This window comes from Iamia sp. (assembly GCF_035575815.1).
Classification (GTDB): domain Bacteria; phylum Actinomycetota; class Acidimicrobiia; order Acidimicrobiales; family Iamiaceae; genus Iamia.
Genome location: NZ_DATLXO010000196.1, coordinates 1 through 22,414, shown reverse-complemented (window position 1 = coordinate 22,414; position 22,414 = coordinate 1). Strand labels below are relative to the sequence as shown.

Below are 22,414 nucleotides of genomic sequence, written 5' to 3'. Positions count from 1 at the left end.
CAGCTCGCCTCGGTGGGCCTCACGACCCGCGAGGCCTGCGGCGACACGGTCCGCACGGTGCAGGGCTGCCACCTCGCCGGCGCCTGCCCCTTCGAGCACATCGACATCAGCCCGTGGGCCGAGGCCGCCACCCAGTACTTCTTGCGCCACCCCCTGAGCCAGCGGCTCCCACGGAAGTTCAAGATCAACTTCTCGGGCTGCGACACCGATTGCGGCCAGGCCATGTTCAACGACGCCGGGGTCATCGGCGTCGCCCGCACCCTTCCCGACGGCACCGTCGAACGGGGCTTCCGGGTGTTCGTGGCCGGGGGGCTGGGCGCCAACCCGCACCCGGCGCTCGCCCTCGAGGAGTTCACGCCGCGCGAGGCGCTCATGGCCACCCTCGAGGCGATCCTGCGGGTGTTCAACAACCACGGCAACCGCGACAACAAGATCCGGGCCCGCATGAAGTGGCTCGTCGACACCATGGGCTGGGACGAGCTCCAGGCCCGCGTGCTCAAGGAGCGCAACCTGCTCATCGCCTCGGCCACCTGGCCGGGCGGCATCCCCGAGCAGGTGCGCACCCACGGCGACGAGCCGGCCGGGCGCTCCGAGAGCGTCGCGGCCACGCCGATGGGCCACGGCACCGCCGTCGCCATCCGCTCCGGCGCCTATGAGGCGTGGGAGAGCGCCAACGTGGTGCGGGGCGAGGCCAAGGGCACCGTCTCGGCCTACGCCTGGAGCCGGCTCGGCGACGTCACCTCCGCCCAGTGGCGGGCGCTGGCCGCCATCCAGCGCGAGCTGCACGCCGATGTGCGCCTCACCAACCGCCAGAACATCGTCTACCGCGGCCTCACCGAGGACCAGCTTCCCCGCCTCTACGAGCGCCTGGCCGAGATCGGCATGGCCCAGCCCGGCGCCGAGCTGGTGCGCGACGTGGTCGCGTGCCCCGGGGCCGACACCTGCAACCTGGCCGTCACCCAGAGCCGGGGCCTGGCCTCGGCCATCGGCGAGAAGCTCGAGGAGGAGGGCCTGGCCACCGTCGGCGGCTTGCGCATCAACATCTCGGGCTGCACCAACTCCTGCGGCCAGCACCACACCGCTGACATCGGCTTCTACGGCGCCGAGCGCCGGGCCCACGGCACCGCGGCGCCGGGGTACCAGATGCTCCTCGGCGGCTACGTCGGCCAGGAGCGAGCCGAGTTCGGCGCCCGGGCGCTGCGCCTGCCGGCCAAGGCCGCCCCCGAGGCCGCCGTTGCGGTCGTCCGCCGCTTCAACGACGAGCGCGAGCCGGGTGAGGCGTTCCGCAGCTGGCTCGACCGCTCCGGTGGGGCCAAGGGCGTCGCCGAGGGACTGAAGGACCACGGGGTCTTCCCGCCTCCGGCCGAGGCGCCCGACTTCTACGTCGACTACGGCGAGACCGGCCCGTACGAGGCCGAGGTCGGCGCAGGCGAGTGCGCGGCCACGTGAGCCCCTCCCCCACCCCACCGTCCCCCACCGCCTCCCCTCCCCGAGGTCTGCACGATGAGTGAGCACCGCGAGCGGACCGGTCCCGGGCTCGGCCCGCTGGCCATCCCCGATCACACCGACGACGAGCTGGCCGAGCTCAACCGCGAGTTCGAGCGGCTGCCGGCGTCGAAGGTCATCCAGTGGGCGGTCGACACCTTCGCCCCCCACCTGAGCATGACGGCCTCGTTCACCGACGCCGTGCTCATCGACCTGGCGGTGAAGGTCGACCCGGGCATCGAGGTCGTCTTCATCGACACCGGCTACCACTTCCCCGAGACGCTCGAGACCGTCGAGGACGTCCGACGGCGCTACGGGCTGAACCTGCGGATGATGACCGTCGCCCGCCAGGAGGAAGCGCTCTGGGCCGCCGACCCGGAGAACTGCTGCTCGGCGGTGAAGGTCGGTCAGCTCGATCGGGCCCTCGCCGGCAAGGCGGCCTGGATGAGCGGCCTGCGCCGGGCCGAGGCCGGCACCCGCGAGACCGCCCCCATCGTGGTGCGTGACCTCCGGGGCCTGGTGAAGATCAACCCCCTCGCCACGTGGTCCGACCTCGACGTGCAGGGCTACATCGACGATCACCACATCGCCGTGAACCCGCTGACCCTCCAGGGCTACCCGTCGATCGGCTGCATGCCGTGCACCTCGCGGGTCGCCGACGGTGAGGACGCCCGCGCCGGGCGCTGGCGGGGCCAGGACAAGACGGAGTGCGGCCTCCACGTCATGTGACGCGGCCCGCTGGGTGGGGCCCACGGCCGGGCTCTGGGCACCGCGGGCGACACCGTTCCATCCACCGAGCGGGGTGGGCCTCAGCGGCGGACGTTGAGGGTCAGGCCGTCGCCGACGGTCAGGATCACCGTGTCGACCCGGTCGTCGGCCGCGGCGTGGTCGTTGTAGGCGCGGATGGCGGTGCGGTTGGCGTCGGAGGGGTCGGGCTCGATGACCTCGCCGCCCCAGAGGGTGTTGTCGACCGCCAGCACACCTCCGGGGCGCAGCCTGGGGACGAGGAGGTCGTGGTAGGCGACGTAGCCGCCCTTGTCAGCATCGACGAAGGCCATGTCGATCGGCTCGTCGTCACCGAAGAGGTCGCCGGCGAGGGTCTCGGTGGCCGGGCCGATGCGCAGCTCGACGCGGTCATCGACGCCGGCGTCGCGCCACGCGGAGCGGCCGAGCGCCGTCCACTCCTCGCTCACGTCGCAGCACACCAGTCGGCCCCCCGGGGCCAGGTTCCGGGCCACGGCGAGGGCGGAGAGCCCGGTGAAGGTGCCCACCTCGACGGCGCGACGGGCTCCGGTCATCCGGGCGAGGAGGCCCATGACCACGAACTGGTCGGGTCCGATCTGCATGCCTGAGACGTCGCCCAGTGCCGCAGTCCGCTCGATCAGGGCGCGAGCCACCGGATCGAGGGGCTCGCTGTGGCCGACCACGTAGGAGGCCAGGGCATCAGACAGCAGGAACGATCGAGGGCTCATGTCCCCATCCTTGCCTCCGCTACCCGCAGCCGTCCCGGCCCGGCGCCAAGCCGGAGAGGCTCGCCTCGGCGATCGAGGCGGTGCGGGGCCCACCGGGACGCCAGCCCGCACCGATGCCGGCGATCACACCCTCGGCACGGTCCCTGTCGGTGTAGACCGGTCGGAACCGGCCGATAGCGTGCGGGCCGGGTGACCTCGGACCGGGCTGCTCGAGTCCGTCCCGCCACCGCACCCGACGGAGATCCCCATGACCGACCTCACCGAGGACACCCTGGCGCCCGACGTCGTGATCCGGCGGTCGCCGGCGGCCGAGGTCGACATCCGGCCCGGGGCCGACGGCTCCCCGCCGGTCGTCGGCGTCACCCAGGGAGCCGTGTGGGCCCGGGCCGAGCCGTCCAGCCCCGGCGTCGACCTCGGCCACGGCAGCCTCAACGTGGTCGTGCGGGCCGGCACCGTGCTGCTCGACGCCCAGGCCGGTTCCGGCCTCGTCATCGTGCTGCGAGGCACCGTCGAGATCAGCGGTGGGGGCGAGCTCACCCGCGCCGCCCACGCCGGTGAGGCCCTCGCCTTCGACGGGAGCGGCACCGTGGGCGACGCCGACCCGGTCGATGCCGCCGAGCTGGCCCACGACCCGTTCGTCAGCCTGAACCTGGTGCTCGACGCCCTCGGTGGGGTGCCGATCCAGCTCGAGGCCGAGGAGCCTGCGGGCGCCACCCGACCGTCGGTGCCGGCATCCTCCGGCTTCAGCGCGCCATCGGCCGACGCGGAGCGCAAGCGGGGCCGCAGTCGGTTCGGCGGCAAGGCCAGGCGATGACGGCGTAGGTGAAAGGGGGCGCCACGGACTACGAATGACGGATGGCCGGACGCATCGAGGACTACGCACTGCTCTCCGATACCGAGTCGGCCGCGCTGGTGGGGCGCGACGGATCGATCGACTGGTTGACGTTCCCCCGCTTCGACTCACCGGCTTGCTTCGCCGCCCTGCTGGGCACACCCGCCCACGGGCGCTGGCTGATCGCGCCGGCCGTCCCGGTGGTGCGGGTCGAGCGTCGCTACCGCCCCGGCACCCTCGTGCTCGAGACCACGTTCCACACCGCCGAGGGCACCGTCCGCCTCATCGACTGCATGCCGGTGCGCGACCGCACCCTGCAGGTGGCCCGGCTCGTCGAGGGGGTGAGCGGTCGGGTGCCCATGCGCATGGAGCTGGTCGTCCGCCCCGACTACGGCTCGATCGTGCCCTGGGTGCGGCGCCATGACGGCCAGGTCCGGTTCGTCGCCGGGCCCGATGCCCTGCTGCTGTCGTCCCCCGTTCCCGTCCAGCCCGACGGCTGGCGCCACGTGGCGGCCTTCACACTGGCCACCAATGAGTCGGCGGGCTTCGAGCTGGCCTGGCACCCCTCGGCCGAACCGACGCCCGAGCTCTTCGACGTGGCCCGCAACGTCGAGCGCACGACGAAGTGGTGGGAGGAGTGGAGCAGCCGCAGCCGCCACTGCGGCGAGTGGACCGACGTGGTGACCTCGTCGCTCACCGTGTTGAAGGGGCTCACCTACGCCCCCACCGGCGGCATCGTGGCCGCCGCCACCACGTCGCTGCCCGAGCACATCGGCGGCGAACGCAACTGGGACTACCGCTACTGCTGGCTGCGCGACGCCACCTACACCCTGATGGCCCTGCTCGAGGCCGGCTTCACCGCCGAGGCCGCAGCCTGGCGGGAGTGGCTGTTGCGCGCCGTCGCCGGCCGTCCCGACCAGGTCCAGATCATGTACGGCTGCGCCGGTGAGCGCCGCCTGCCGGAGTGGGACGTGCCGTGGCTGCCCGGGTACGAGGGGTCACAGCCCGTGCGGGTGGGCAACGCGGCCCACGACCAGCTCCAGCTCGACGTTTTCGGGGAGGTGCTCGACGCCCTGCACCAGGCCGCCGTGGCCGGGGTCGGTGACGTCGACGGCGTCACCTGGCCCCTCGCGACTGCCCTCGTCGAGCACCTGGCCGAGATCTGGCGGCAACCCGACGAGGGCATCTGGGAGGTCCGGGGCGGGGCACGCCACTTCACCCACTCGAAGGTGATGGCCTGGGTGGCCCTCGATCGGGCGCTGCGGTGGTCCGAGCTGGCCCACCTCGACGCCCCGACCGCCCGCTGGGCGGCGCTTCGCGACGAGATCCACGCTGAGGTGCTGGCCCACGGCGTCGATGACCGCGGCGTCCTCGTGCAATCCTACGGCGGCACCGCCCTCGATGCCAGCCTCCTGCTCGTTCCCCTCGTCGGGTTCCTGCCCCCGCGCGACCCGCGCGTCGCGGCGACCGTTCAGGCCATCCAGCGCGAGCTCACCGAGGACGGCTTCGTCCTCCGCTACCGCCCCGAGCACACCGACGACGGCCTGGCCGGCAGCGAAGGGGTGTTCCTGCTCTGCTCGTTCTGGCTGGTCGACGCACTCGTGGTGATGGGACGCGCCGCCGAGGGTCGCGCCCTCTACGAGCGCCTGGTCGCCCTGCGCAACGACGTCGGTCTCCTGGCCGAGGAGTGGGACCCCGTCGCCGGGCGCCTGCTGGGCAACTTCCCCCAGGCGTTCTCCCACATCGGCCTGGTCGAGTCGGCCATGCTCCTCACCGCCCGGGGCGGGGCCCGCCACCCCGGCGCCCGCCCGAACCCGTGATTCCTCCCGATATTGCGTACCTGAGTCGCGCCCGGCGCGACTCAGGTACGCAAGAACGGGGGGTCAGGGAACCAGCTCAGGCCAGGTGGTCGATGAAGCGTTCGAGCTGGCGGAGGTTCCGGCACTCGAACACGCCGTCGCAGTGGGTGGAGTACTCCCCCACGATCGAGTCGCCCGTGTCCCAGTAGCTGCGCGGCTCGGGGTTCAGCCAGTAGACGTGACGGGCCCGGTGCTGGATCTCCTTGACCACCCAGGACTGCGCGGCGTGGTAGTTGTTCCGGGCATCGCCGAGGAGGATGACGGTGGTCTTGGGTCCGATCTCGCGTCCCCAACGGTTCCAGAACTCCTCGAAGGCGTGGCCGTAGTCGGAGTGGCCGTCGACCCACACCACGTCAGCCTCGGTGTTGACCCGGTGGATCGCCTGGTTGATGTCCTCGTTGCCCTCGAAGAAGCGGGTGACCTCGTCGATGCCGTCGATGAAGGTGAAGGCCCGCACGCGGGAGAACTGGTTGCTGATGGCGTAGACGAGCATCAGGGTGAAGCGGGCGAAGGCGGCGACCGAGCCGGAGATGTCGGCCACGACGAAGATCTCGGGCTTGTGGGGGCGGGGGTAGCGGAACTTCGGGTCCGCCGGCACCCCGCCGTAGCTGAGCGAGGCCCGCACCGTGGCCCGGAAGTCGAGGGCGCCCTTGCGCCCGTGGCGGCGCTTGCGGGCCAGGCGCACCGCCAGGCGCCGGGTGAGGGGGTAGAGCGCCTTGCGGAGGTTGACCATCTCCTCCCGACTGGCGTGCATGAAGTCGACGTCTTCGGGCAAGGGCTTGCGCAACGTCCGGGCCATGGCCTCGACGCCGCGGTCGGCCACCAGCCGGCGCCGGATCTCGGCCTCGACCTCGTGCTTGAGGCCCTCGATGCGGCTCTGGAACTCGTCCTTCTCGAGCCGCTCCTCGAGGCTGGTGAGGTCGTTGCCCTCCTCCGCCGCCTGTTGGCGGGCCTGGTCCATCAACGTGTCGAGGATGTTGTCGAGGTCGAGGTTCCGCAGTGTGCGATAGAGGTAGTAGGTGCCGCCGACGGGGCGCCCCGGCTCCATGCCGGCGTAGCGCTTCACGGCCTGGCGAGCGAGGGCGCGGAGCATGGCGTCGTTGCCGTTGAGCAGCGCCTGGTAGAGCATCTGGGCCAGCTCTTCGGGGCTGAGGGCCTCACCGCCGCCCCCGGCGCCCTTGCCCTCGCCGTCGCCCTGCCCCGGCAGCTGGCCGTCGAGGTCGTCGGGGTCGATCTCGCCGTTGGTCGCGCTGCCGTCCTCGTCGGGTGCGTGCTGTCCGCGGCGCAGCGAGAAGTAGACCTCGAACACCGTCTCGAACGCCCGCCAGTGGGCGTAGGACTTCACCAGCGTGGCGCCGAGGGCGGACTTGAACGCGCTGCGGTCCTCGAGGGGGATGTGCTTGACCGCCTCGAGGGCGTCGAGGTTCTCGGTGAGGCTGACCGGCAGACCCGCCTCGCGCAGCTCGACGATGAAACCCGAGAGCAGCTCGAGCAGGGCTTCCCCCGAGGCGTGGGCCAGCTCGGGGGCGGCGGGGTCCGAGGCCATCGCGGTCAGCGCCCGGCGATCACTTCGGGCCCGAGGCGTTCGCCTTGACCCCGGACTGGTCCGAGGCCAGCTCGCGCACCGCCTTGGCGATGTCGGACTGGTACTTGAGCAAGATGTTGGCCGTGCTGGTGGCCGTCTCGGAGTCGACCTCGGTGACACCGAGGAGCATCAGGGTGCGGGCCCAGTCGAGGGTCTCGGACACCGACGGCGACTTCTTCAGGTCGAGCTGGCGCAGGGAGCGCACGATGCGGGCGACCTGGTCGGCGAGGGCCTCGGAGATGTCGGGGACCTTGGTGCGGACGATCTCCTTCTCGCGCTCCATGTCGGGGTAGTCGATGTGCAGGAAGAGGCAGCGCCGCTTCAGGGCCTCGGAGAGCTCGCGGGTGGTGTTGGAGGTGAGGAACACCAGTGGGATCTGCTTGGCCGTGATGGTGCCGAGCTCGGGGATCGACACCTGGTAGTCGGAGAGGATCTCGAGCAGCAGGGCCTCGGTCTCCACTTCGACGCGATCGACCTCGTCGATCAGGAGCACGACCGGCTCATCGGCGCTGATGGCCTCGAGCAGCGGGCGGGTGAGGAGGAACTCGTCGGAGAAGATGTCCTCCTCGACCTCGCTCCACGTCGAGTCGTCGGTGCGCTCGGCCTGGATGCGCAGCAGCTGCTTCTTGTAGTTCCACTCATAGAGCGCCTTGGACTCATCGAGCCCCTCGTAGCACTGCAGGCGGATGAGCCGGGCCCCGGTCATCTCGGCCACCGACTTGGCCAGCTGCGTCTTGCCGGTGCCGGCCGGGCCCTCGACCAGCACCGGCTTGCCCAGTCGGTCGGCCAGGTAGACGATGCCGGCGATCCCCTCATCGGCGAGGTACTGGGTGTCACGGAGGCCGTCACGAACGGCGTCGACGGACTCGAACCGGGGATCAGACGCGATGTCGGACATCGCGGCAGCGTACCGAACCGCTTGACCGGGCGGTCAACCGACATCGGAAGCCGAGACTCCCCCCGCGCGTGGACGACGCCTCGCTGCGCCAGAACGGTTTCGGCCGCCGGCTCCTTGGGCTCCGGTCGCGTCAGGGGCGCTTGGGGCCCCGGCATTCGGCGATCAACCAGGGGAAGCACGGGTGCAGCTCGACGTCGCGGAACCCCCGGCGGAGCGCCTTCACCAGCTTCTTGGGCGTGAAGGCCTGCACGTGCTCGGGGTCGTTGCCGAACCGGCCCACGTTCTTGCCCCGGCCCAGGTTGCCGAGGCGGAACCACGGCTCCCACGGCACCGACACGACGCAGCGACCCCGGGTGATGCGGGCCAGCTCGGCCACCGCGGGCCGGTAGGTGGGGAGGTGCTCGAGGATCTCGATGCACGTGACCAGATCCGCGCACCGGTCCGGGAACGGCAACATCCCGGCGTCACCGCAGACCGGCGCCAGCCAGTCGAGGCGCTCGGTGGCGGCGCGGGCCTTGTCGAGGCGGTACTCGAGGCCGACCGCCGGGTGACCGCCGGGGATCATCCGCTCGAGGGCCAGGGCCTCACCCACCCCGATGTCGACGACGACCCCGGAGACAGGCCCGAGGATCTCGTGGATCTCCTCCATCCACCGGCCGAGGAGCCGCTGCACCACCGGGTTGGAGGTGCCGTACTTGGCCGCGTCCTGGCCGGCGGCCTCATCGGGGGCACCGGGCGCCAGGCCGATCGGTGTCCCGCCGCGTCGCTCGCTCATTGGCGCCTACCCTCGTTGTCGGTCACACCAAGCTGAGCTCCCATCGCCGGGCACCAATGACCGCTGCCGGCTCCGCACGCTCCGCCGTCAGAGAACCCGTGCCGTCTGATTCGCTCGCTGCGCTCGCTCATCGGAGATCTCCCTCGGCGGTGGAATCGAGGCTGCGCCGCCGGCGCAGGTTCACCATGAGCTCCCCGAGGAGCCCCAACGACACGATCTGCACCGCGACCACGACGAGCAGGACGCCCGCCAGCAGCGCCGGCCGGGTGCCGATCTCCTGGCCCAGGATGCGCTCGACCGCCATCCAGCCCAGCAGGCCCGCGCCCACCACGCCGATGACGAAGCCGATGCCACCGAAGAGGTGGAAGGGGCGGGCCGTGTAGGTGGTGAGGAACTTGACCGTCACCAGGTCGAGGAAGCCACGCCAGAAGCGGGCCCGCCCGAACTTCGAGCGGCCGTGGCGGCGCTCGTGGTGCTCGACGTCGAGCTCGCCGACCTTGAAGCCGTTCCAGACCGCCAGCACCGGGATGTAGCGGTGGAGCTCGCCGTAGAGCTGAAAGGACCGGGCCAGCTCGGTCCGCATCACCTTCAGGCCGCTGTTGAAGTCCCGGCCGGGCACACCGGTGACCTTGGCCGTGGCCCCGTTGTACAGCTTGGAGGTGGTGCGCTTGACGAAGCGGTCGTTGCGCACCGATCGACGGCCGGTGACGAGGTCGATGCCGGCGGTGGCGAGGTGGTCGAGCAGCCGGGGCAGCTCGGCGGGGTCGTCCTGGCCATCCGCGTCCATGAGGGCCAGGTACTCCCCTTCGACCTGCTCGACCCCGATGGCCAGGGCGGCGGACTTGCCCGAGTTTCGCCGCAACCGGATCGATCGCACGGTGTCGCTGCGGAGCCCATGGATCACGGTGCGGGTGCCGTCGGTGCTGCCGTCGTCGACCACGACGATCTCGTGGTCGATCCCGGCGGCGTCGAGCACCTCGCCGATCTCGGGCACCAGCTCGGCGAGGTTCTCAGCCTCGTTGTACGCCGGCAGCAGCACCGACAGTTGGGGGGACACGGAGCTCCTCTCGCGCCCGGCCGGCACGCAGATCCGGTCGTCACGGGCGCGCCGCCGGGTCGAACGAGCGTAGTGGAGCACCTTTGGTCGACCCAGGACCGCCGGGCCTCCCGGCACCTCGGCGAGCTGGCGGGACGGCGCTACCATCGCCGCCCATGTGCCCGGCCCCCGCCCAACCGACCTCGTCGCCCTCCTCCGGGGCGCGATGAGGGCGCTGGTCACCGGCGCCGGCGGGTTCGTCGGCCGCCATCTCGTCGCTCACCTCGTCGACGCCGGCGACGAGGTCGGCACCACCGATCCGAGCCACGGGGGCGCGGACATCACCGATGCCGCCGCCATCGCCGCCGAGGTCGCCGCGGCCGCCCCCGAGGTCGTGTACCACCTGGCCGGGTGGGCCGACGTCGGAGGGTCGTGGAACGATCCGGTCGCCACGTTCCGCGCCAACGCCGAGGGGACGCTCAACGTGCTCGCCGCCGCGTCCGCCGCCGGTGTCGGTCGGGTCGTGGCGGTGTCGAGCGCGGATGTCTACGGCAAGGCCGGGCCCGAGGAGATGCCCCTCACCGAGCAGAGCCCGCTGCGCCCGGCCAGCCCGTACGCGGCGTCGAAGGTGGCGGCCGACTACCTGGGCCTCCAGGCGTGGCTGGGCCGCGAGCTGCCGGTGTTGCGGGTGCGGGCGTTCAACCACCTCGGTCCCGGCCAGGCCGACAAGTTCGTGGCCTCGGCTCTCGCCAGCCGCATCGCCCGGGCCGAGCGCGACGGCGGCGAGGTGCTCCGCATCGGCAACCTGAGCGCGCGCCGCGACTACACCGACGTGCGCGACGTGGTGCGGGCCTACCGGCTCCTCGCCCTGCGCGGTGAGCCCGGCGAGGCCTACAACGTCTGCTCCGGGGTCGACCTGGCGGTGCAAGAGGTGGCCGACCTGCTGCTGGCCCGGGCCACCGTCGCGCTGCGCTTCGAGACCGACCCGGACCTGCTGCGCCCGGTCGACACACCCGTGCTCAAGGGCTCCCACGCCAAGCTCACCGCGGCGGTCGGCTGGGAGCCCGAGATCCCGATCGAGACGACGCTCACCGACCTCCTGAACGACTGGCGCCAGCGCGTCACCGGCCCGACGCCTGAGCCGCCGGGCCGGTGACACCATGGACATCATCATTCTCGCAGGCGACGTCTAGCTGTCGATCGGCGTGAGCTCCAGCTCTCGGTCGGCGGCACGGACGACGACCTCGAACCACCGAAAGAACCCCTCTTGGCCGAGGAGCTGGTAGCTCCACGGCCACGGCTCGCAGAAGCTCACCGGCGCCTCCCACTCGACGTCGCCGACGCGCAGTGAGAGCGTGACGGTGCGGGCGAGCAGGTGTTGGCCCCCGACCCCGATCGCCTCGGCCTCCACGTCGCGGATGTCGAGGCCGATGTCATCCGCAACCCAGGCCGCGAACCGGTTGTGCAGCGCACCGGTGTCGCAGAGAGCGACGACGCGAGATGCGGTCTCGTGCGCGGCCACGACATCGACGACCGGGCGCGGGGTGAACCCGTGCGCTCCGGGTAGGCCTCGGAAGGGGACGATCACCAGGCGAAGCCGCCGATGTCGTGCGATGGATCGAGCGGGACCCGGAAGATCACCCCGGCTCGTCCGATCGCCCGAAGCGCTCGAGACACCGCTGTCGGATCGGGTCCGGAGACGACCACCTCGGTCCAGTCAGGATCCACGGCGACGAACTGGCCCATGTACGGCCGAAGCAGCTCGGCCTCCCGAGCGAGCCTCTCGTCCGCCGCAGACGAGAGGCCGACCGGCGGGCCCGCGCCCCTGGGTGGGGACCCGACTCGACCCACGGTGAAGCCCAGCCGCTCGAGGATCCGACGAGCCTGGGTGCTGATGAACGCGCTGCGATCGAGACCGGTGACCGCCGCGATGACCTGCTTGGGCGGGAACCGACGACCGCCCACGATGGCGTAGTGAGCCTGGATCGACTCCGGTGCCACGCCGCTCATCGCGTCTTCGACGCGTTCTCGGGTCAGATCGTACGGCTGGTGGGCGATGGTGGCGTGCACGGCGGCCATGTTCTTACTCTGTACTTATCGTCACCTCGGGTCAAGCCGTCCGCTCGAGCTCCCTTCGGGTAGGCGTGAGTACTTGGCCAGGTTTTCACCCGCCCCGAGCGGTCTGCGAAACAACCATGGCGGACGACCGCCAAGCGCCCTGCGGTCGTAGCCTGGAGCGATGTTCCTGCGTCGCAAGCTCGAGATGGTCGATCCGGAGAAGGCGCTGCGGGGTCGGGACGAGCCGATCACGGTCCCGGCCACCCACGCCGTGCTGGGCACGCCGCTGCGCCCGCCGTTCCTCGACGGCACCCGCACCGCAGTGTTCGCCCTGGGCTGCTTCTGGGGCGCCGAGCGCCTCTTCTGGACGGTTCCGGGTGTCGTCACCACTGCGGTGGGCTACGTCGGGGGCTTCAGCCCGAACCCCACCTACGAGGAGGTGTGCTCCGGTCGCACCGGCCACACCGAGGCTGTGCTGGTGGCCTATGACCCCGAGAAGGTCAGCCTCGAGGCCTTGTTGAAGGTGTTCTGGGAAGGCCATGACCCCACCCAGGGCATGGGCCAGGGCAACGACGTCGGCACCCAGTACCGCTCGGGTGTCTACGGCCTCTCCGACGACGAGCTCACCGCCGCCGCCGCCAGCCGCGACCAGTTCCAGGCCCGCCTGGCCGACGCCGGCTTCGGCGAGATCACGACCGAGGTGGTCAACGGCGGCGAGTTCTTCTACGCCGAGGACTACCACCAGCAGTACCTGCACAAGGTGCCCAACGGCTACTGCGGCCTCGGCGGCACGGGCGTCATCTGTCCGATCGGTGTAACCGAGGCCGACTGACGCCGGGCGCCGGGTGTCAGCGCTCGGGTTCGGCTGCGCTGGTCGGTCGGACGGCGATCGCGAGGCCCAGCCCTCCAGGCGCCACCCGTCGCCATCGCAGTGCGACTGGTCGCCGCTATTACCGCACGACCCCCGCCTACGGCCCGTGTTGTTGTCGGCGGCGGCGTAGGCCCCATCGACCGGCCGGAACTCCAGTACGGCACGCACCTCGTCATCCGGTAATGATGCTGGAGAGACGAGACCTTGGGTCGTCGACTCAGGCCCTATCTCCCCGGCAGAGGCTCCTATGCCGGGCCCGGCGTTTCAGATCTTCGTACCCGGCGACAGGCTCCCGTGGGCCTCCCAGATCTTGTTCAGGTGGGATTGGTAATAGGAGATGCCAAAACCAGCGAGGAAGTAGAGCAAGAGCCCGATGAGCCCAGAGCTCCGGTCCTCGATGCCAGCGCCTCGTTGAGCTTGAGCGATGCGACCTCCCGTGTTCACCCAGGAAACGAGCGGAGGGATTCCGCAGAGGAAGCCGCCAAGCGAAAGGGCGAGGACCGCAACGCCCGGCTGCACGCTGATCGATGGGTCGTACTCCCGAACTTCACGATTGACCTTGTGATACCAGACGAGAGCGTAAATGCCAAACGTCACGATGGACAGCCCCCACACACCGATCGGGCTACGTATCTCGCCGACGCGGCGGGGTAATGAACTCACTGAGCCGCTCGGTGAACTCACTGTGGGCAACGCGGAGGAAGTCGACTCCGGTCCAATGTCGTTGCCGACACGCTCCGCTGGCTGATGGCTCTCCGACACTTTTTTACGGCTCTCCTGACGCTCCTGTGGGTCACGCGGCGGCCGGTGCGGCTGGGTGTTCGTGGGGCAGCTTGAGGTCGATGGGGCCGGCGCCGAGCATGACGAGGGCGAGGGCGGCGTCGGCTGAGTGGAACCCGTAGGCGCGGCGGACGATGAGGCGGACCTTGTTGTTGAGGCCTTCGACGCGGCCGTTGGAGAGGCCGTGCTCGATGGCGTTCAAGATGAGGTCGCGTCGGCGGCGCATGGTGCGGGCGGCCTTGACGAACGGGGCGAGCCGGGAGCGCTGCGCCCGGGCGCACCACCGGTCGAGCAGCACGGCGGCCTGGTCGCGGGTGAGGTCGCCGGCGAAGATGGCCCGGAACTGTTCCTTCATCTCATAGGCCCGCCAGATGCCGCCCCGGTTGCGTCGCAGCTTGGCGAGCTGGGCGGCTTGGCGGTCGGTGAGGTCTTCGGGGTTCTTCAACAGCGCCCACCGGGCCCCCTTGAAGTCCTTCGCCCAGCGGTCGCCGGGGAGGCGGCGCAGCGCTTGCCACAGGTCGCGGCGGACCTCGTCGAGGGCGTCACCGACGAGCTTGATCACGTGGAAGGGATCGGCGCAGATGACTGCTTGGGAGGCGTGGCCCTCGGCGGTCACCGACTTGATGAACGCGGGGCCCAAGTCGAGCGACACGGCTTCGATCGTCTGGCTGCGCAACGGTCCCAGCTCGTCGAAGAACCCGTCGAGGGTCTTGGCGTCGCGGCCCTGGGCGCCCCAGATGACCACCCCGCGGTCGTGGTCGACGACAAGGGTCAGGTACTTGTGGTGGCGGCGCCAGGAGATCTCATCGACCCCAATGCGGAACAGACCGTTGAGCCGGTCGGGGTCCAGCTCGGTGGCCACGACGCGTTGACAGGCGCGGCCGACGGTCCGCCACGAAACCCGGGCGAGACGGGCCACGGCGGTGGTGTCCATGCGGGTCGCCAACCAGGCCAGAAGGTCGTCGTAGTCGCGAGTGAGATGCGCCCCGGGGCGGGCGAAGGGGACCGCCTCGACGACCACCCCATGGGCCGGGCACCGAAGACGGCGCAGCGCAGCGCGGACCTCGACACGCCACACCCCCAGGTCGAGGTGCCGCCACGACGACGGCTTCTCAACGTCGCGGGTGTCGTAGCGGAACCGGGTCCCATGACCGCAGTGCGGACAGATCAGCCGCCGGCGGCGCAACGCCACGGTGACCACGACCATCGACGGCAAGAACTCCACGGCGGTGACGTTCACCCCCTCGAGACGCAGAAGACGCTTGAATGCAGTGGTGACGCGCACGGGCAGGTGACCTCCAGGAACCGGGAGTAGAGACCCCGGAACCTTGGTCCCAGCCCGTGCGCGTCACGCGGACCCCCCCACCCGCCCCTCACCCAGACGCCACAACGCCCCACCGCTCACCCCACCCACACCCGGGTCAGGAGAGCCCTTTTTTACATCCCCTCCTGCGTGGCTCTTCCGGGCCATGTTGATGGGCTGATGCCCGCACATAACGCAAGTAAACTAAGGGCCCGCCCGGAACGTGTCAAGGCTTTGAGAGGTTTCTTGGGGAGGGGGTGTAGCGAACTCGGCGCAGATCCCAGATGTTGTGGTCGTCAGCCGTCGTGTGGTTCGGCGGCGGGAGGCTTGTCCTTGGCGCGGCGGCGGCTGGCGGCCTGCACCTGGCGCTTGTGCTCCTTCTTCCATGCCTCGATGGCATCGGCGAGCTGGGCGTCGGAGGTGGCGACTGCGCTCTTTCGGGTGGCGATGGTGGCCCGGGTGGTGGCGGTGACGCCGGGGTCGACGAGGTCGCAGACGAGGCGCCAGAAGACGAGGCCCCGGTTGCGGGAGCTGCGCCGGTTGAACCTGAAGACGAACTCGTCGAGGTACTGGTCGAGGTGGTGCGCTTCGACCGAGCCCTGGTGGGTCCCGAGGAGCCAGCGCTTGAGGAGGGCGGCGACGCGGTGGACGTGCGGGAAGTGCACGTGGGCGGCTCTTCGGCGGCGTTGAGGCTCATCGCCTTGTGTCGGTAGTTGAGCCCCCGGGCTTCGAGGTCGGCGACCGCGCTGAGGTAGGGAGGCCATCCGTCGGTGAGCAGCGCCGTGCCCTCCTCGACGTTCTCCGAGATGAACTTGGCCAGGCTGAACGACGAGGCGTCCACGATCCTGGCGGCCCGGATGCGGCCCATCCTCGTGGCCGACAACGACTCGCAGGCGATGACGACCACCTGCTTCTTGCCCTTCGATCGGCCGCCGGCGCCGGCCTCATGGCCGCCGACGAAGGTCTCGTCGATCTCGACGTCGCCGGAGAGCCGGGCTCGGGACGTCTGGGCCATCACCGACCGGAGCGTGTGGAGCAGGTGCCACGCCGTCGAGTGGCTGATCCCCAGCGATCGCTCAAGGCTCTGCGACGACACGCCCGTCTTCGTGTTCGTCATCTGCCACGCCGCCCGCAGCCACAGGCGCAGGTCGAGGTTCGCGTTCGCCAGCACCGTCTGGGATGTCACCGTCGTCCGCCGCCGGCACGCCCCGCACCACCACGCCCGAGGCCCTTGCGGGGACAGACCGACCACACCGCAGCGGGGACAGGCCGCCCCGGCACGGAACCTCACAGCACCCAGGAACGCCGCCGCGTCGGCCTCGGTCCGGAACCAGTCCTCGAACTCCTGGACGTTCCTCGGGAAGTGCACGCCACCCCGAGGCGGCTCGGTCCCCAGATCATCGCCCCAGCCGCCCATCTACGCACCGTAACCACAACATGAGACACCTGCGCCGAGTTCGCTACACCCAGTTTCTTGGGTTTCAGTTGGTTGAGTGGTCCTCCTGGTGGGGTCGGTTGATCCAGGCTTCGTCGGGTGGCCGTCTGGCGATGGGCGCTTGGCGGACGAAGCGTTCGGTGTGCGCGGCGCGGGCGGTCTGGCGGTGGTCGATGACGGTGTCGACGTGGCCGTAGTGGACCTGGGCGGGGGTGAGCAGCGCGAGGCCCCAGTGGTGGTGCTCAAGGTTGTACCAGTCGAAGAACCTGTCGCCGTGGGCGACCGCGGCGGGGAGGCTGTCGAAGCGGCCGGAGAAGTCGGGGCGGTATTTGAAGGTCTTGAACCCCGATTCTGACGTTCCGCACTTCTCGGGGGCGTTATCCGCCCCCACTTGTCATGGCTTGGTGGGGGCGTTGGTGTAGGTGTCGGCGGGGACGCCGAGCAGGTTGAGGACCTGGTGTTGTAGGGGCGTGAAGGTGGGCTCGAAGGTCTGGGCGACGCGGCCGTGGTCGATGAGGTGGTGGCGGGCGACGCCGGTGAAGATGTCGAGCACACGGGGGGCGCTGGGGGCGGGGCAGGCGCGCAGCTCGGGGTAGAGCGGGATGTTGGCTAGTTCGGGTCTAGCCTGACGTTCCGCACTTCTCGGGGGCGTTATCGGCCCCATCGGACACGGCTGGGTGGCGCCGCTGGTGCAGGTGTGCGGGGATGCCGAGGAGGTCGAGGACCTGGTGTTGGAGGGGCGTGAGGGCGGGTTCGAAGGTCTAGACGACGTGGTCGTTGTCGATGAGGTGGTGGCGGGCGACGCTGTTGAAGATCTCGAGGATCCGGGGGCGCTGGGGGCGGGGCATGCGCGCAGCTCGGGGTACAGGGGATGTCGCGCAGCTTCGCTGCATTCATGGCGTGCAGATCTGTCGTTCGATGAGGGGGCGAGTTCACGGGGTGACGGCTGCAGGATGATGGTCGGGGTCTCCTGTCCCGTCGGCGTGGCCGAGGCCTGACGCCGGCACGCCATCGGTCCGAGGCCAGGAGTATGCTCCAGGCATGTCGTCAGTGCTGTTCCGGGAGGCACCGCTGGCCGTCAACGAGCTCATCGAGGAACGCCGGCGCTCGGGTCTGGACCGCTTCGACGAGATCTGGGAGGGCGTCTACGTCGTGAACCCACCGCCGTCGTTCCGCCACTCGACCATCACCGGTCTCATCGTCGACCTCCTACGACCCCACGCCGAAGATCGGGGTCTGGTCGTTCGTCGGGAGGTCGGCGTCGGTGGGGCGGACGACCACCGGATCCCCGACGTGGTGGTGGCCGACACCGCCGACCTGGATGACGCCGAGCACTACCTTCTGACCGCGGCCATCGCGGTCGAGGTGCTGTCGCCGAACGAGCGGCTCGACAAGCGACCGTTCTACCTCTCTCTCGGCGTCGCCGAGGTCGTCATCGTGGATCCCACTGCCGGAACCGTCGAGTGGTCCGCCATCGCCCCGGATGGCGCCGGCTACGAGCCCCTCACCGCCAGCACTCTCCTCCCGATCGGGCCCGCCGACGTGATGGCGTTGATCGCCGTCTGACTCGCGGTCGCCTGCAGGCCGGAGCGCTCCCAGCCCCGCCGAGCCGTCCCCGCGATGGCGTGGGGCCTCGGGGCACCGGCGTCTCTTGCCGCGTCACCGACGCCGACGGACGGCGCTCGCCACCGGCTCGACCTCGGCGCCGGTGATCCGGCGGACGAGCCGGTGCTCCGCCGTTCGATCGGCCCGGTTCGCACGGCCTGTCCTTCGTTGCGATGGGCTCAGATCGTGTGCGGGTCAGCGGGCACCCGTGGTGAAGGGGTCGAACGCTGCGGGCGAGGTGCGCAGGTGCTGGGCGATCATCTCGGTGACGATGTCCGGCGCCAGCGACGAGCCGGCCGCACCCACCGGGGCGAGTTCGGGCGTGAGCTCGCCGATCGGGTCGTTGACCCACCCCACGGTGTCGGCGGCGGTGAGCGCGGCGGCCAGCGGCCCGAGGTCCACCCGGGGCCGGACCGGACGGCTCCGGTACTGCACCCAGGTCTCGTACCGGTAGGTGAACCGGTACGACCCGTCGACGAGCAGGAGCGCGGTGCAACTGGTGACGTTGTGGAGCGCCATCGGGTGCACCCCGTCGTAGCGTCGCCCCCCGAAGCGGTGGCCCCACCAGTGGCGCCCCTCGGGCACGGTGACGACGGCGAGATCGACATCGGGCCGCTCGGCGATGCGCACCGTGCCGTCGGCGATGGCCGCCTCGCTCTCGGCCAGATGGGCGTCCTCGGCGGCCCAAAGGTGGCGGTAGCGCTCGACGTCGTCGACGAGCTCGATCAGCCGGCCGAGCGCCTCGGTGTAGAGCCAGGCGGTTCTGTCATCTGACTCCGCGGGCGAACGTCCGAGCGGTGATCGGTCGGCGTCGGTGAAGGCCGAGACGACCATCGACGCCCGAGCTGCGTCGCGGTCGCGGAACGTGGCGAAGTCACCGGCAGCGGCGAGGTCCTCGAGGAACGGGCGCCGCGGCATCGCCTCCTCGGGGTGAGCGAGGGCGAAGATGCTGACGAGGCCGTCCTGGTCGAAGTGGTTGTTCGACACGACGGCGGCGTCGCCGTGAAGAGGTTCCGCACGGTCGAGGTAGCGGAACGCCATCTGGGCCGAGAGGTCCGCCTGCAGGTCCACCGGCAAGTCCGACGAGCCGGGCCAATGAGAGAGGGTGAGGACGGTGTTGGCCGTGGGCGAGCCGTCGACCACGACGTTCGGCTCCTCCGAAGCCTCCGCGTACGGGCGGAAGGCGAGGTGCACGACAGGCATGATGGGGAGGTTATGGCCTCTACCGCGCTTGCGGTCAAGGGCCGCGGTCGGGGCGCTAGGGGGCGCGGCCGGGCCAGCCGCTCGCCGGCGACCTGCGCCGGGGGTCCGCCGCCCGCGGCCACCAAGGTCGGTGAGCGGCCCAGGAGCTTTGGACGCCTGGACGTACCATGGGTGATCAAGCGTGCAAGGTTCGAGGGCGGTCCGTTCGTCCGGCCCGACCAGGGCTGAGGAGTGAGCCTCAACGCTCGTGGCGGCTCGCCACGGCGCGCTCGACGAGCGGCGAGAAGGCCACGGCGGTGGCGCTGGCCGAGCCGGCGATGGCCCATCCCACAGGGTCGAGCGGCGTGCAGCCGAACAGCTGGGACAGACCGGGCGTCTGCACCACGGTGACGAGCACGGCGACCGAGCCGAGTGATGCCGCCAGCACGAGAGGGTCGCGCCCACCGCCGAGCAGGGTCTGGCCCAGCTGGGTGCCGATCAGCGCCGCCAGGGCGACGGTGTCGGCCCTCCTCCGGAGGCCGGTCACCCGTCCCCCCAGCCACGCCGCGGCAGCACCTCCCGACGTGGTCAGGGCCCGGGCCACGATGGCGTCGTCGAGCGACCGCCCCAGGGAGGCGTCGGGGCCTTCGGCGAGGATGCGCTCGGGAGAGAGGTCCGGAGGCCGCCGGGCGGCGATCGCCATGGCGGGCAGCGCGTCGGTGAGGAGGTTGACCAGGAGGAGCTGACGGGCGTTGAGGGGCGGACGCCCCGTGAGGGCCGTCCCCGTCGCCGTGAAGATGACCTCCCCGAGGTTGCCGCCGAGGAGCAGGGCGACGGCGTCGCGGACCGACGACCACATGGCTCGGCCCTCGACGATGGCGTCGAGGATCACCTCGATGCGGCCGTCGGGCACCACGAGGTCAGCCGATCGGCGGGCCCCCGAGCTGCTGTGCTCGCCGATGGCGATGCCCACGTCGGCCCGGGCGATCGCCGGCGCGTCGTTGGCGCCGTCGCCGGTCATGGCCACGCTGTGGCCTGCGGCCTGGTAGGCGGCGACGAGTCGCAGCTTGTGGGCGGGGGTGACCCGGGCGAAGACGGTCACCTCCTCCAGCAGGGCCGAGAGCGCGTCGTCGTCGAGCCCGTCGACCTCCCCTCCGGTGAGCACCCGGCCATGGTCGCCGATGCCCAGCTCGGTCGCGATGCCCTGGGCCGTGGACGGGTGGTCACCGGTGATCATCACCGTCCGCACCCCTGCCTTCGACAGGCGGGCCACGGCGTCTGCGGCTGACGGTCGGACCGGGTCGGCGAGGACGACGAAGCCGAGCAGGGTCAGCTCGTCCACCCGGGCGTCGTCGAGGTCCCTCTTGCTCGTCGCCCGACGTTCGGCGACCGCCAGCACGCGATGGCCCCGGGTCGCCAGGCGGTCGAGGTGATCCCTGAGGCGGTCCGTGGTCGGGTCGTCGAGGGCCCGGGTCTCGGACCCGTCGTCCCAGGCCCGGCACCGCGGCACCACGACCTCGGGCGCGCCCTTCACGCTCAGCAGAAAGCCGTCGCCGTTGTCACCCAGCACGGCGTGGTACCCCCGCCGGGGCTCGAACGCCAGCTCGGTTCGCCGCTCCCACCGGTGCATGCCGTCGGAGGCCGACACGTCCACCGATGCCGCCCCGTCGACCACGGCCCGATCGGTGAGGTGCGGGAGAGGGTCGCCGTCATCGCGCGTCCCCGGTGAGGCTCGGAGGGCGACGGCGAGGACGTAGCGGTGGTGCTCCTCGAGGGCAGTGAGGTCGACGTCACGATCGCCGTTCGAGACCCCCCGCAGCTCGATGCGCCCCCCGGTAAGTGTCCCGGTCTTGTCGGCGCAGAGCACGTCGGCCCGGCCCAGCGCCTCGAGGGCCCGGGGGTTGCGCACGAGCGCACCGTGCGCTGCGATCCGGCGCGCTGCGCTGGACTGGGCCACGGTGGCGAGGAGGGGCAGGCCCTCGGGGACCGCCGCGACGGCGAGGCTCACCCCGCCGCGCAGCGTCCGGCGCAGAGGGGCGCCGTGCAGCAAGCCGGCGGCGATCACGGCTCCGCCGCCGAGAGCCGAGAGCGGAAGGGCGCGTCGGGTGAGCTCGCTGAGGCGGGCCTCGACGCCGCCGGGTCGTGCGTCGTCGGCCGCGGCGGCGGCAGCGGCCGCCCCGGACTCGGTGTCGGCGCCGACGGCCACCACCACTGCGGCGGCCTCGCCGACGGCGATGGTGGTGCCGTCGTAGAGCATCGAGCTCCGCTCGGCCAGGAGCGACGTGCGCACCGGGTCCGAGGACTTCCCCACCGGCATCGACTCGCCGGTGAGGCGCGACTCGTCCACCTCGAGGCCCCCTGTGTCGAGCAGCCGGCAGTCGGCCGGCACCGAGTCGCCGGCGGCGAGCAGCACCACGTCGCCGACGACGAGCGCCTCGGCCGCCACCACCTCGACCGTACCGCGCCGCCGCACGCGCACCTGCTGGGCGCTCATGTCCTCGAGGGCCTGGGCGGCCCGGTCCACGCGCCAGCGCTGGGTTCCTCCGAGGACGGCGTTCACCGCCGTGACCGCCCCCAGCAGCACGGCGTCGCCCGCACCGCCCACGGCGGTCGAGAGGGCGGCGCCGCCGGCGAGGATGGGCGTCAACGGGTTGGCCAGCTCCTGGTAGACGGCGGCGGGCAGCGAGAGGGCACCGTCGTCGTCCGGGCCGGCCGGGGCCGACGGCGCGTCGGCCAGCCCGTCCGCCGAGCTGTCGAGGCGGTCGAGGACCTCGTCGGTCGACAGCTCGTGCCAGGGAGGTGCCGGGCGGGGTGAGCTGGACCTCAGGCGGGAGAGGCCGACCGCGGCGCGCGCTGCGTTGGCCTGGGCCACGAGGGCGGCGACGTTCACCGCGGTCAGGGCCCGGGTGCCCGCCGCCGGGGCGGGCACCGCCAACCCCAACAGAGCGCCGACGCTGGACCCGCCGAGGGCGAGGGCTGCGCTCTGCCGGCTGACCTGGTGGGCGACGGCGGCCGCCGTGACCAGGACGGCGACGTCGGCCATGCCCGCACACGCGACGTCGGCGGCCCACGTCACGCCACCCTCCCGGAGACAGACGCCCAGGTCGGCCGCCGCCAGCCCGGCCGGGTCGGCGGCGAGCAGGGCGACACCGCAGCCGTCCTCCTGCAACATGCGGACGTCGTCGACGAGGTCGCCGTCGAGGCGGAGATCGGCCCCGAGCCGCTCGACCAGGGCGTC

22 protein-coding genes and 1 pseudogene are annotated in these 22,414 nt (G+C 71.3%); 8 read left to right on the top strand and 15 right to left on the bottom strand.

Translation table 11 applies throughout. From position 1 onward, the window contains the following. On the top strand, positions 1 to 1,449 hold a 1,449-nt coding region (locus tag VNL12_RS20005; RefSeq protein WP_325597025.1), incomplete at its 5' end, for a nitrite/sulfite reductase. A gap of 54 nt (positions 1,450 to 1,503) precedes the next feature. Beyond that, the gene (locus VNL12_RS20000; protein WP_325597023.1) at positions 1,504 to 2,214 is read left to right on the top strand and encodes a phosphoadenylyl-sulfate reductase; all 711 of its coding nucleotides are present in this window, start codon (positions 1,504 to 1,506) and stop codon (positions 2,212 to 2,214) included. 80 nt (positions 2,215 to 2,294) lie between these two features. Here VNL12_RS20000 and VNL12_RS19995 read toward each other — a convergent pair whose 3' ends face one another. Further along, positions 2,295 to 2,957 carry an O-methyltransferase gene (locus VNL12_RS19995; protein ID WP_325597022.1) on the bottom strand — a complete coding sequence of 221 codons (663 nt, stop codon included), beginning with the start codon at positions 2,955 to 2,957 and terminating at the stop codon, positions 2,295 to 2,297. Between the two features lie 247 nt (positions 2,958 to 3,204). On the opposite strand from VNL12_RS19995, the gene VNL12_RS19990 reads away from it, so the two are divergent. Both VNL12_RS19990 and VNL12_RS19985 read left to right on the top strand, forming a co-directional pair. Beyond that, the gene (locus VNL12_RS19990) at positions 3,205 to 3,771 is read left to right on the top strand and encodes a hypothetical protein (protein WP_325597020.1); all 567 of its coding nucleotides are present in this window, start codon (positions 3,205 to 3,207) and stop codon (positions 3,769 to 3,771) included. 41 nt (positions 3,772 to 3,812) lie between these two features. Next, entirely contained in the window at positions 3,813 to 5,609 is a 1,797-nt protein-coding gene (locus VNL12_RS19985) for a glycoside hydrolase family 15 protein (protein ID WP_325597018.1), read from the top strand. Between the two features lie 76 nt (positions 5,610 to 5,685). Here the strand turns inward: VNL12_RS19985 and VNL12_RS19980 are convergent, their stop codons facing one another. From VNL12_RS19980 to VNL12_RS19965, 4 genes are all read right to left on the bottom strand, one after another. Continuing rightward, positions 5,686 to 7,194: a vWA domain-containing protein gene (locus tag VNL12_RS19980; protein ID WP_325597016.1), complete on the bottom strand. Its 1,509-nt coding sequence runs from the start codon at positions 7,192 to 7,194 to the stop codon at positions 5,686 to 5,688. Positions 7,195 to 7,213: 19 nt separating this feature from the next. Continuing rightward, the gene (locus tag VNL12_RS19975) at positions 7,214 to 8,131 is read right to left on the bottom strand and encodes a MoxR family ATPase (RefSeq protein ID WP_325597014.1); all 918 of its coding nucleotides are present in this window, start codon (positions 8,129 to 8,131) and stop codon (positions 7,214 to 7,216) included. Positions 8,132 to 8,261: 130 nt separating this feature from the next. Continuing rightward, the gene (locus VNL12_RS19970; protein WP_325597012.1) at positions 8,262 to 8,906 is read right to left on the bottom strand and encodes a class I SAM-dependent methyltransferase; all 645 of its coding nucleotides are present in this window, start codon (positions 8,904 to 8,906) and stop codon (positions 8,262 to 8,264) included. 127 nt (positions 8,907 to 9,033) lie between these two features. Beyond that, positions 9,034 to 9,963, bottom strand: a complete 930-nt coding sequence (locus tag VNL12_RS19965; RefSeq protein ID WP_325597010.1) for a glycosyltransferase family 2 protein — start codon at positions 9,961 to 9,963, stop codon at positions 9,034 to 9,036. A gap of 157 nt (positions 9,964 to 10,120) precedes the next feature. On the opposite strand from VNL12_RS19965, the gene VNL12_RS19960 reads away from it, so the two are divergent. Next, the gene (locus tag VNL12_RS19960; RefSeq protein ID WP_325597009.1) at positions 10,121 to 11,098 is read left to right on the top strand and encodes a GDP-mannose 4,6-dehydratase; all 978 of its coding nucleotides are present in this window, start codon (positions 10,121 to 10,123) and stop codon (positions 11,096 to 11,098) included. A gap of 33 nt (positions 11,099 to 11,131) precedes the next feature. On the opposite strand, the gene VNL12_RS19955 is transcribed toward VNL12_RS19960, so the two are convergent. Then, complete coding sequence (locus tag VNL12_RS19955) at positions 11,132 to 11,530, bottom strand: aspartyl protease family protein (protein ID WP_325597007.1); 399 nt, start codon at positions 11,528 to 11,530, stop codon at positions 11,132 to 11,134. Continuing rightward, on the bottom strand, positions 11,527 to 12,021 hold the full coding sequence (locus tag VNL12_RS19950; protein WP_325597005.1) for an SCO5918 family protein: 495 nt from the start codon (positions 12,019 to 12,021) through the stop codon (positions 11,527 to 11,529). The genes VNL12_RS19955 and VNL12_RS19950 overlap by 4 nt, the downstream gene beginning before the upstream one ends. A gap of 160 nt (positions 12,022 to 12,181) precedes the next feature. Here VNL12_RS19950 and msrA point away from each other — a divergent pair, with 160 nt between their 5' ends. Beyond that, positions 12,182 to 12,832: a peptide-methionine (S)-S-oxide reductase MsrA gene (gene msrA, locus VNL12_RS19945; RefSeq protein WP_325597003.1), complete on the top strand. Its 651-nt coding sequence runs from the start codon at positions 12,182 to 12,184 to the stop codon at positions 12,830 to 12,832. Positions 12,833 to 13,135: 303 nt separating this feature from the next. On the opposite strand, the gene VNL12_RS19940 is transcribed toward msrA, so the two are convergent. The 6 genes and pseudogenes from VNL12_RS19940 to VNL12_RS19920 form a co-directional block, all read right to left on the bottom strand. Then, entirely contained in the window at positions 13,136 to 13,486 is a 351-nt protein-coding gene (locus tag VNL12_RS19940; RefSeq protein ID WP_325597001.1) for a DUF4234 domain-containing protein, read from the bottom strand. A 178-nt stretch (positions 13,487 to 13,664) separates the two neighbouring features. Further along, complete coding sequence (locus VNL12_RS19935) at positions 13,665 to 14,936, bottom strand: ISL3 family transposase (RefSeq protein WP_325596999.1); 1,272 nt, start codon at positions 14,934 to 14,936, stop codon at positions 13,665 to 13,667. A 314-nt stretch (positions 14,937 to 15,250) separates the two neighbouring features. Further along, on the bottom strand, positions 15,251 to 15,718 hold the full coding sequence (locus VNL12_RS21340; protein ID WP_414654944.1) for a transposase: 468 nt from the start codon (positions 15,716 to 15,718) through the stop codon (positions 15,251 to 15,253). Further along, positions 15,703 to 16,371, bottom strand: a pseudogene (locus VNL12_RS21335) (IS1595 family transposase); the annotation flags it as partial. The gene VNL12_RS21340 and the pseudogene VNL12_RS21335, both read right to left, overlap by 16 nt. Before the next feature lie 64 nt (positions 16,372 to 16,435). Next, positions 16,436 to 16,780 carry an integrase core domain-containing protein gene (locus tag VNL12_RS19925; protein WP_325596997.1) on the bottom strand — a complete coding sequence of 115 codons (345 nt, stop codon included), beginning with the start codon at positions 16,778 to 16,780 and terminating at the stop codon, positions 16,436 to 16,438. A 3-nt stretch (positions 16,781 to 16,783) separates the two neighbouring features. Next, the gene (locus tag VNL12_RS19920; RefSeq protein ID WP_325596995.1) at positions 16,784 to 16,942 is read right to left on the bottom strand and encodes a hypothetical protein; all 159 of its coding nucleotides are present in this window, start codon (positions 16,940 to 16,942) and stop codon (positions 16,784 to 16,786) included. A 124-nt stretch (positions 16,943 to 17,066) separates the two neighbouring features. On the opposite strand from VNL12_RS19920, the gene VNL12_RS19915 reads away from it, so the two are divergent. Then, entirely contained in the window at positions 17,067 to 17,387 is a 321-nt protein-coding gene (locus VNL12_RS19915) for a hypothetical protein (RefSeq protein WP_325596993.1), read from the top strand. Positions 17,388 to 17,430: 43 nt separating this feature from the next. Continuing rightward, positions 17,431 to 17,955: a Uma2 family endonuclease gene (locus VNL12_RS19910; RefSeq protein ID WP_325596991.1), complete on the top strand. Its 525-nt coding sequence runs from the start codon at positions 17,431 to 17,433 to the stop codon at positions 17,953 to 17,955. A 234-nt stretch (positions 17,956 to 18,189) separates the two neighbouring features. Here VNL12_RS19910 and VNL12_RS19905 read toward each other — a convergent pair whose 3' ends face one another. Both VNL12_RS19905 and VNL12_RS19900 read right to left on the bottom strand, forming a co-directional pair. Beyond that, entirely contained in the window at positions 18,190 to 19,197 is a 1,008-nt protein-coding gene (locus VNL12_RS19905) for a DUF6687 family protein (RefSeq protein WP_325596989.1), read from the bottom strand. A 238-nt stretch (positions 19,198 to 19,435) separates the two neighbouring features. Further along, positions 19,436 to 22,414: cation-translocating P-type ATPase (locus VNL12_RS19900; protein ID WP_325596987.1), on the bottom strand; the 2,979-nt coding region annotated here is incomplete at its 5' end.

Excerpts from the sequence above, each read along its gene's own strand:
- VNL12_RS20000 (WP_325597023.1), top strand. The coding sequence starts at position 1,504 with ATGAGTGAGCACCGCGAGCGGACCGGTCCCGGGCTCGGCCCGCTGGCC.
- VNL12_RS19995 (WP_325597022.1), bottom strand. The coding sequence starts at position 2,957 with ATGAGCCCTCGATCGTTCCTGCTGTCTGATGCCCTGGCCTCCTACGTG.
- VNL12_RS19990 (WP_325597020.1), top strand. The coding sequence starts at position 3,205 with ATGACCGACCTCACCGAGGACACCCTGGCGCCCGACGTCGTGATCCGG.
- VNL12_RS19985 (WP_325597018.1), top strand. The coding sequence starts at position 3,813 with ATGGCCGGACGCATCGAGGACTACGCACTGCTCTCCGATACCGAGTCG.
- VNL12_RS19980 (WP_325597016.1), bottom strand. The coding sequence starts at position 7,194 with ATGGCCTCGGACCCCGCCGCCCCCGAGCTGGCCCACGCCTCGGGGGAA.
- VNL12_RS19975 (WP_325597014.1), bottom strand. The coding sequence starts at position 8,131 with ATGTCCGACATCGCGTCTGATCCCCGGTTCGAGTCCGTCGACGCCGTT.
- VNL12_RS19970 (WP_325597012.1), bottom strand. The coding sequence starts at position 8,906 with ATGAGCGAGCGACGCGGCGGGACACCGATCGGCCTGGCGCCCGGTGCC.
- VNL12_RS19950 (WP_325597005.1), bottom strand. The coding sequence starts at position 12,021 with ATGGCCGCCGTGCACGCCACCATCGCCCACCAGCCGTACGATCTGACC.
- msrA (WP_325597003.1), top strand. The coding sequence starts at position 12,182 with ATGTTCCTGCGTCGCAAGCTCGAGATGGTCGATCCGGAGAAGGCGCTG.
- VNL12_RS21340 (WP_414654944.1), bottom strand. The coding sequence starts at position 15,718 with ATGGCCTCCCTACCTCAGCGCGGTCGCCGACCTCGAAGCCCGGGGGCT.
- VNL12_RS19910 (WP_325596991.1), top strand. The coding sequence starts at position 17,431 with ATGTCGTCAGTGCTGTTCCGGGAGGCACCGCTGGCCGTCAACGAGCTC.
- VNL12_RS19905 (WP_325596989.1), bottom strand. The coding sequence starts at position 19,197 with ATGCCTGTCGTGCACCTCGCCTTCCGCCCGTACGCGGAGGCTTCGGAG.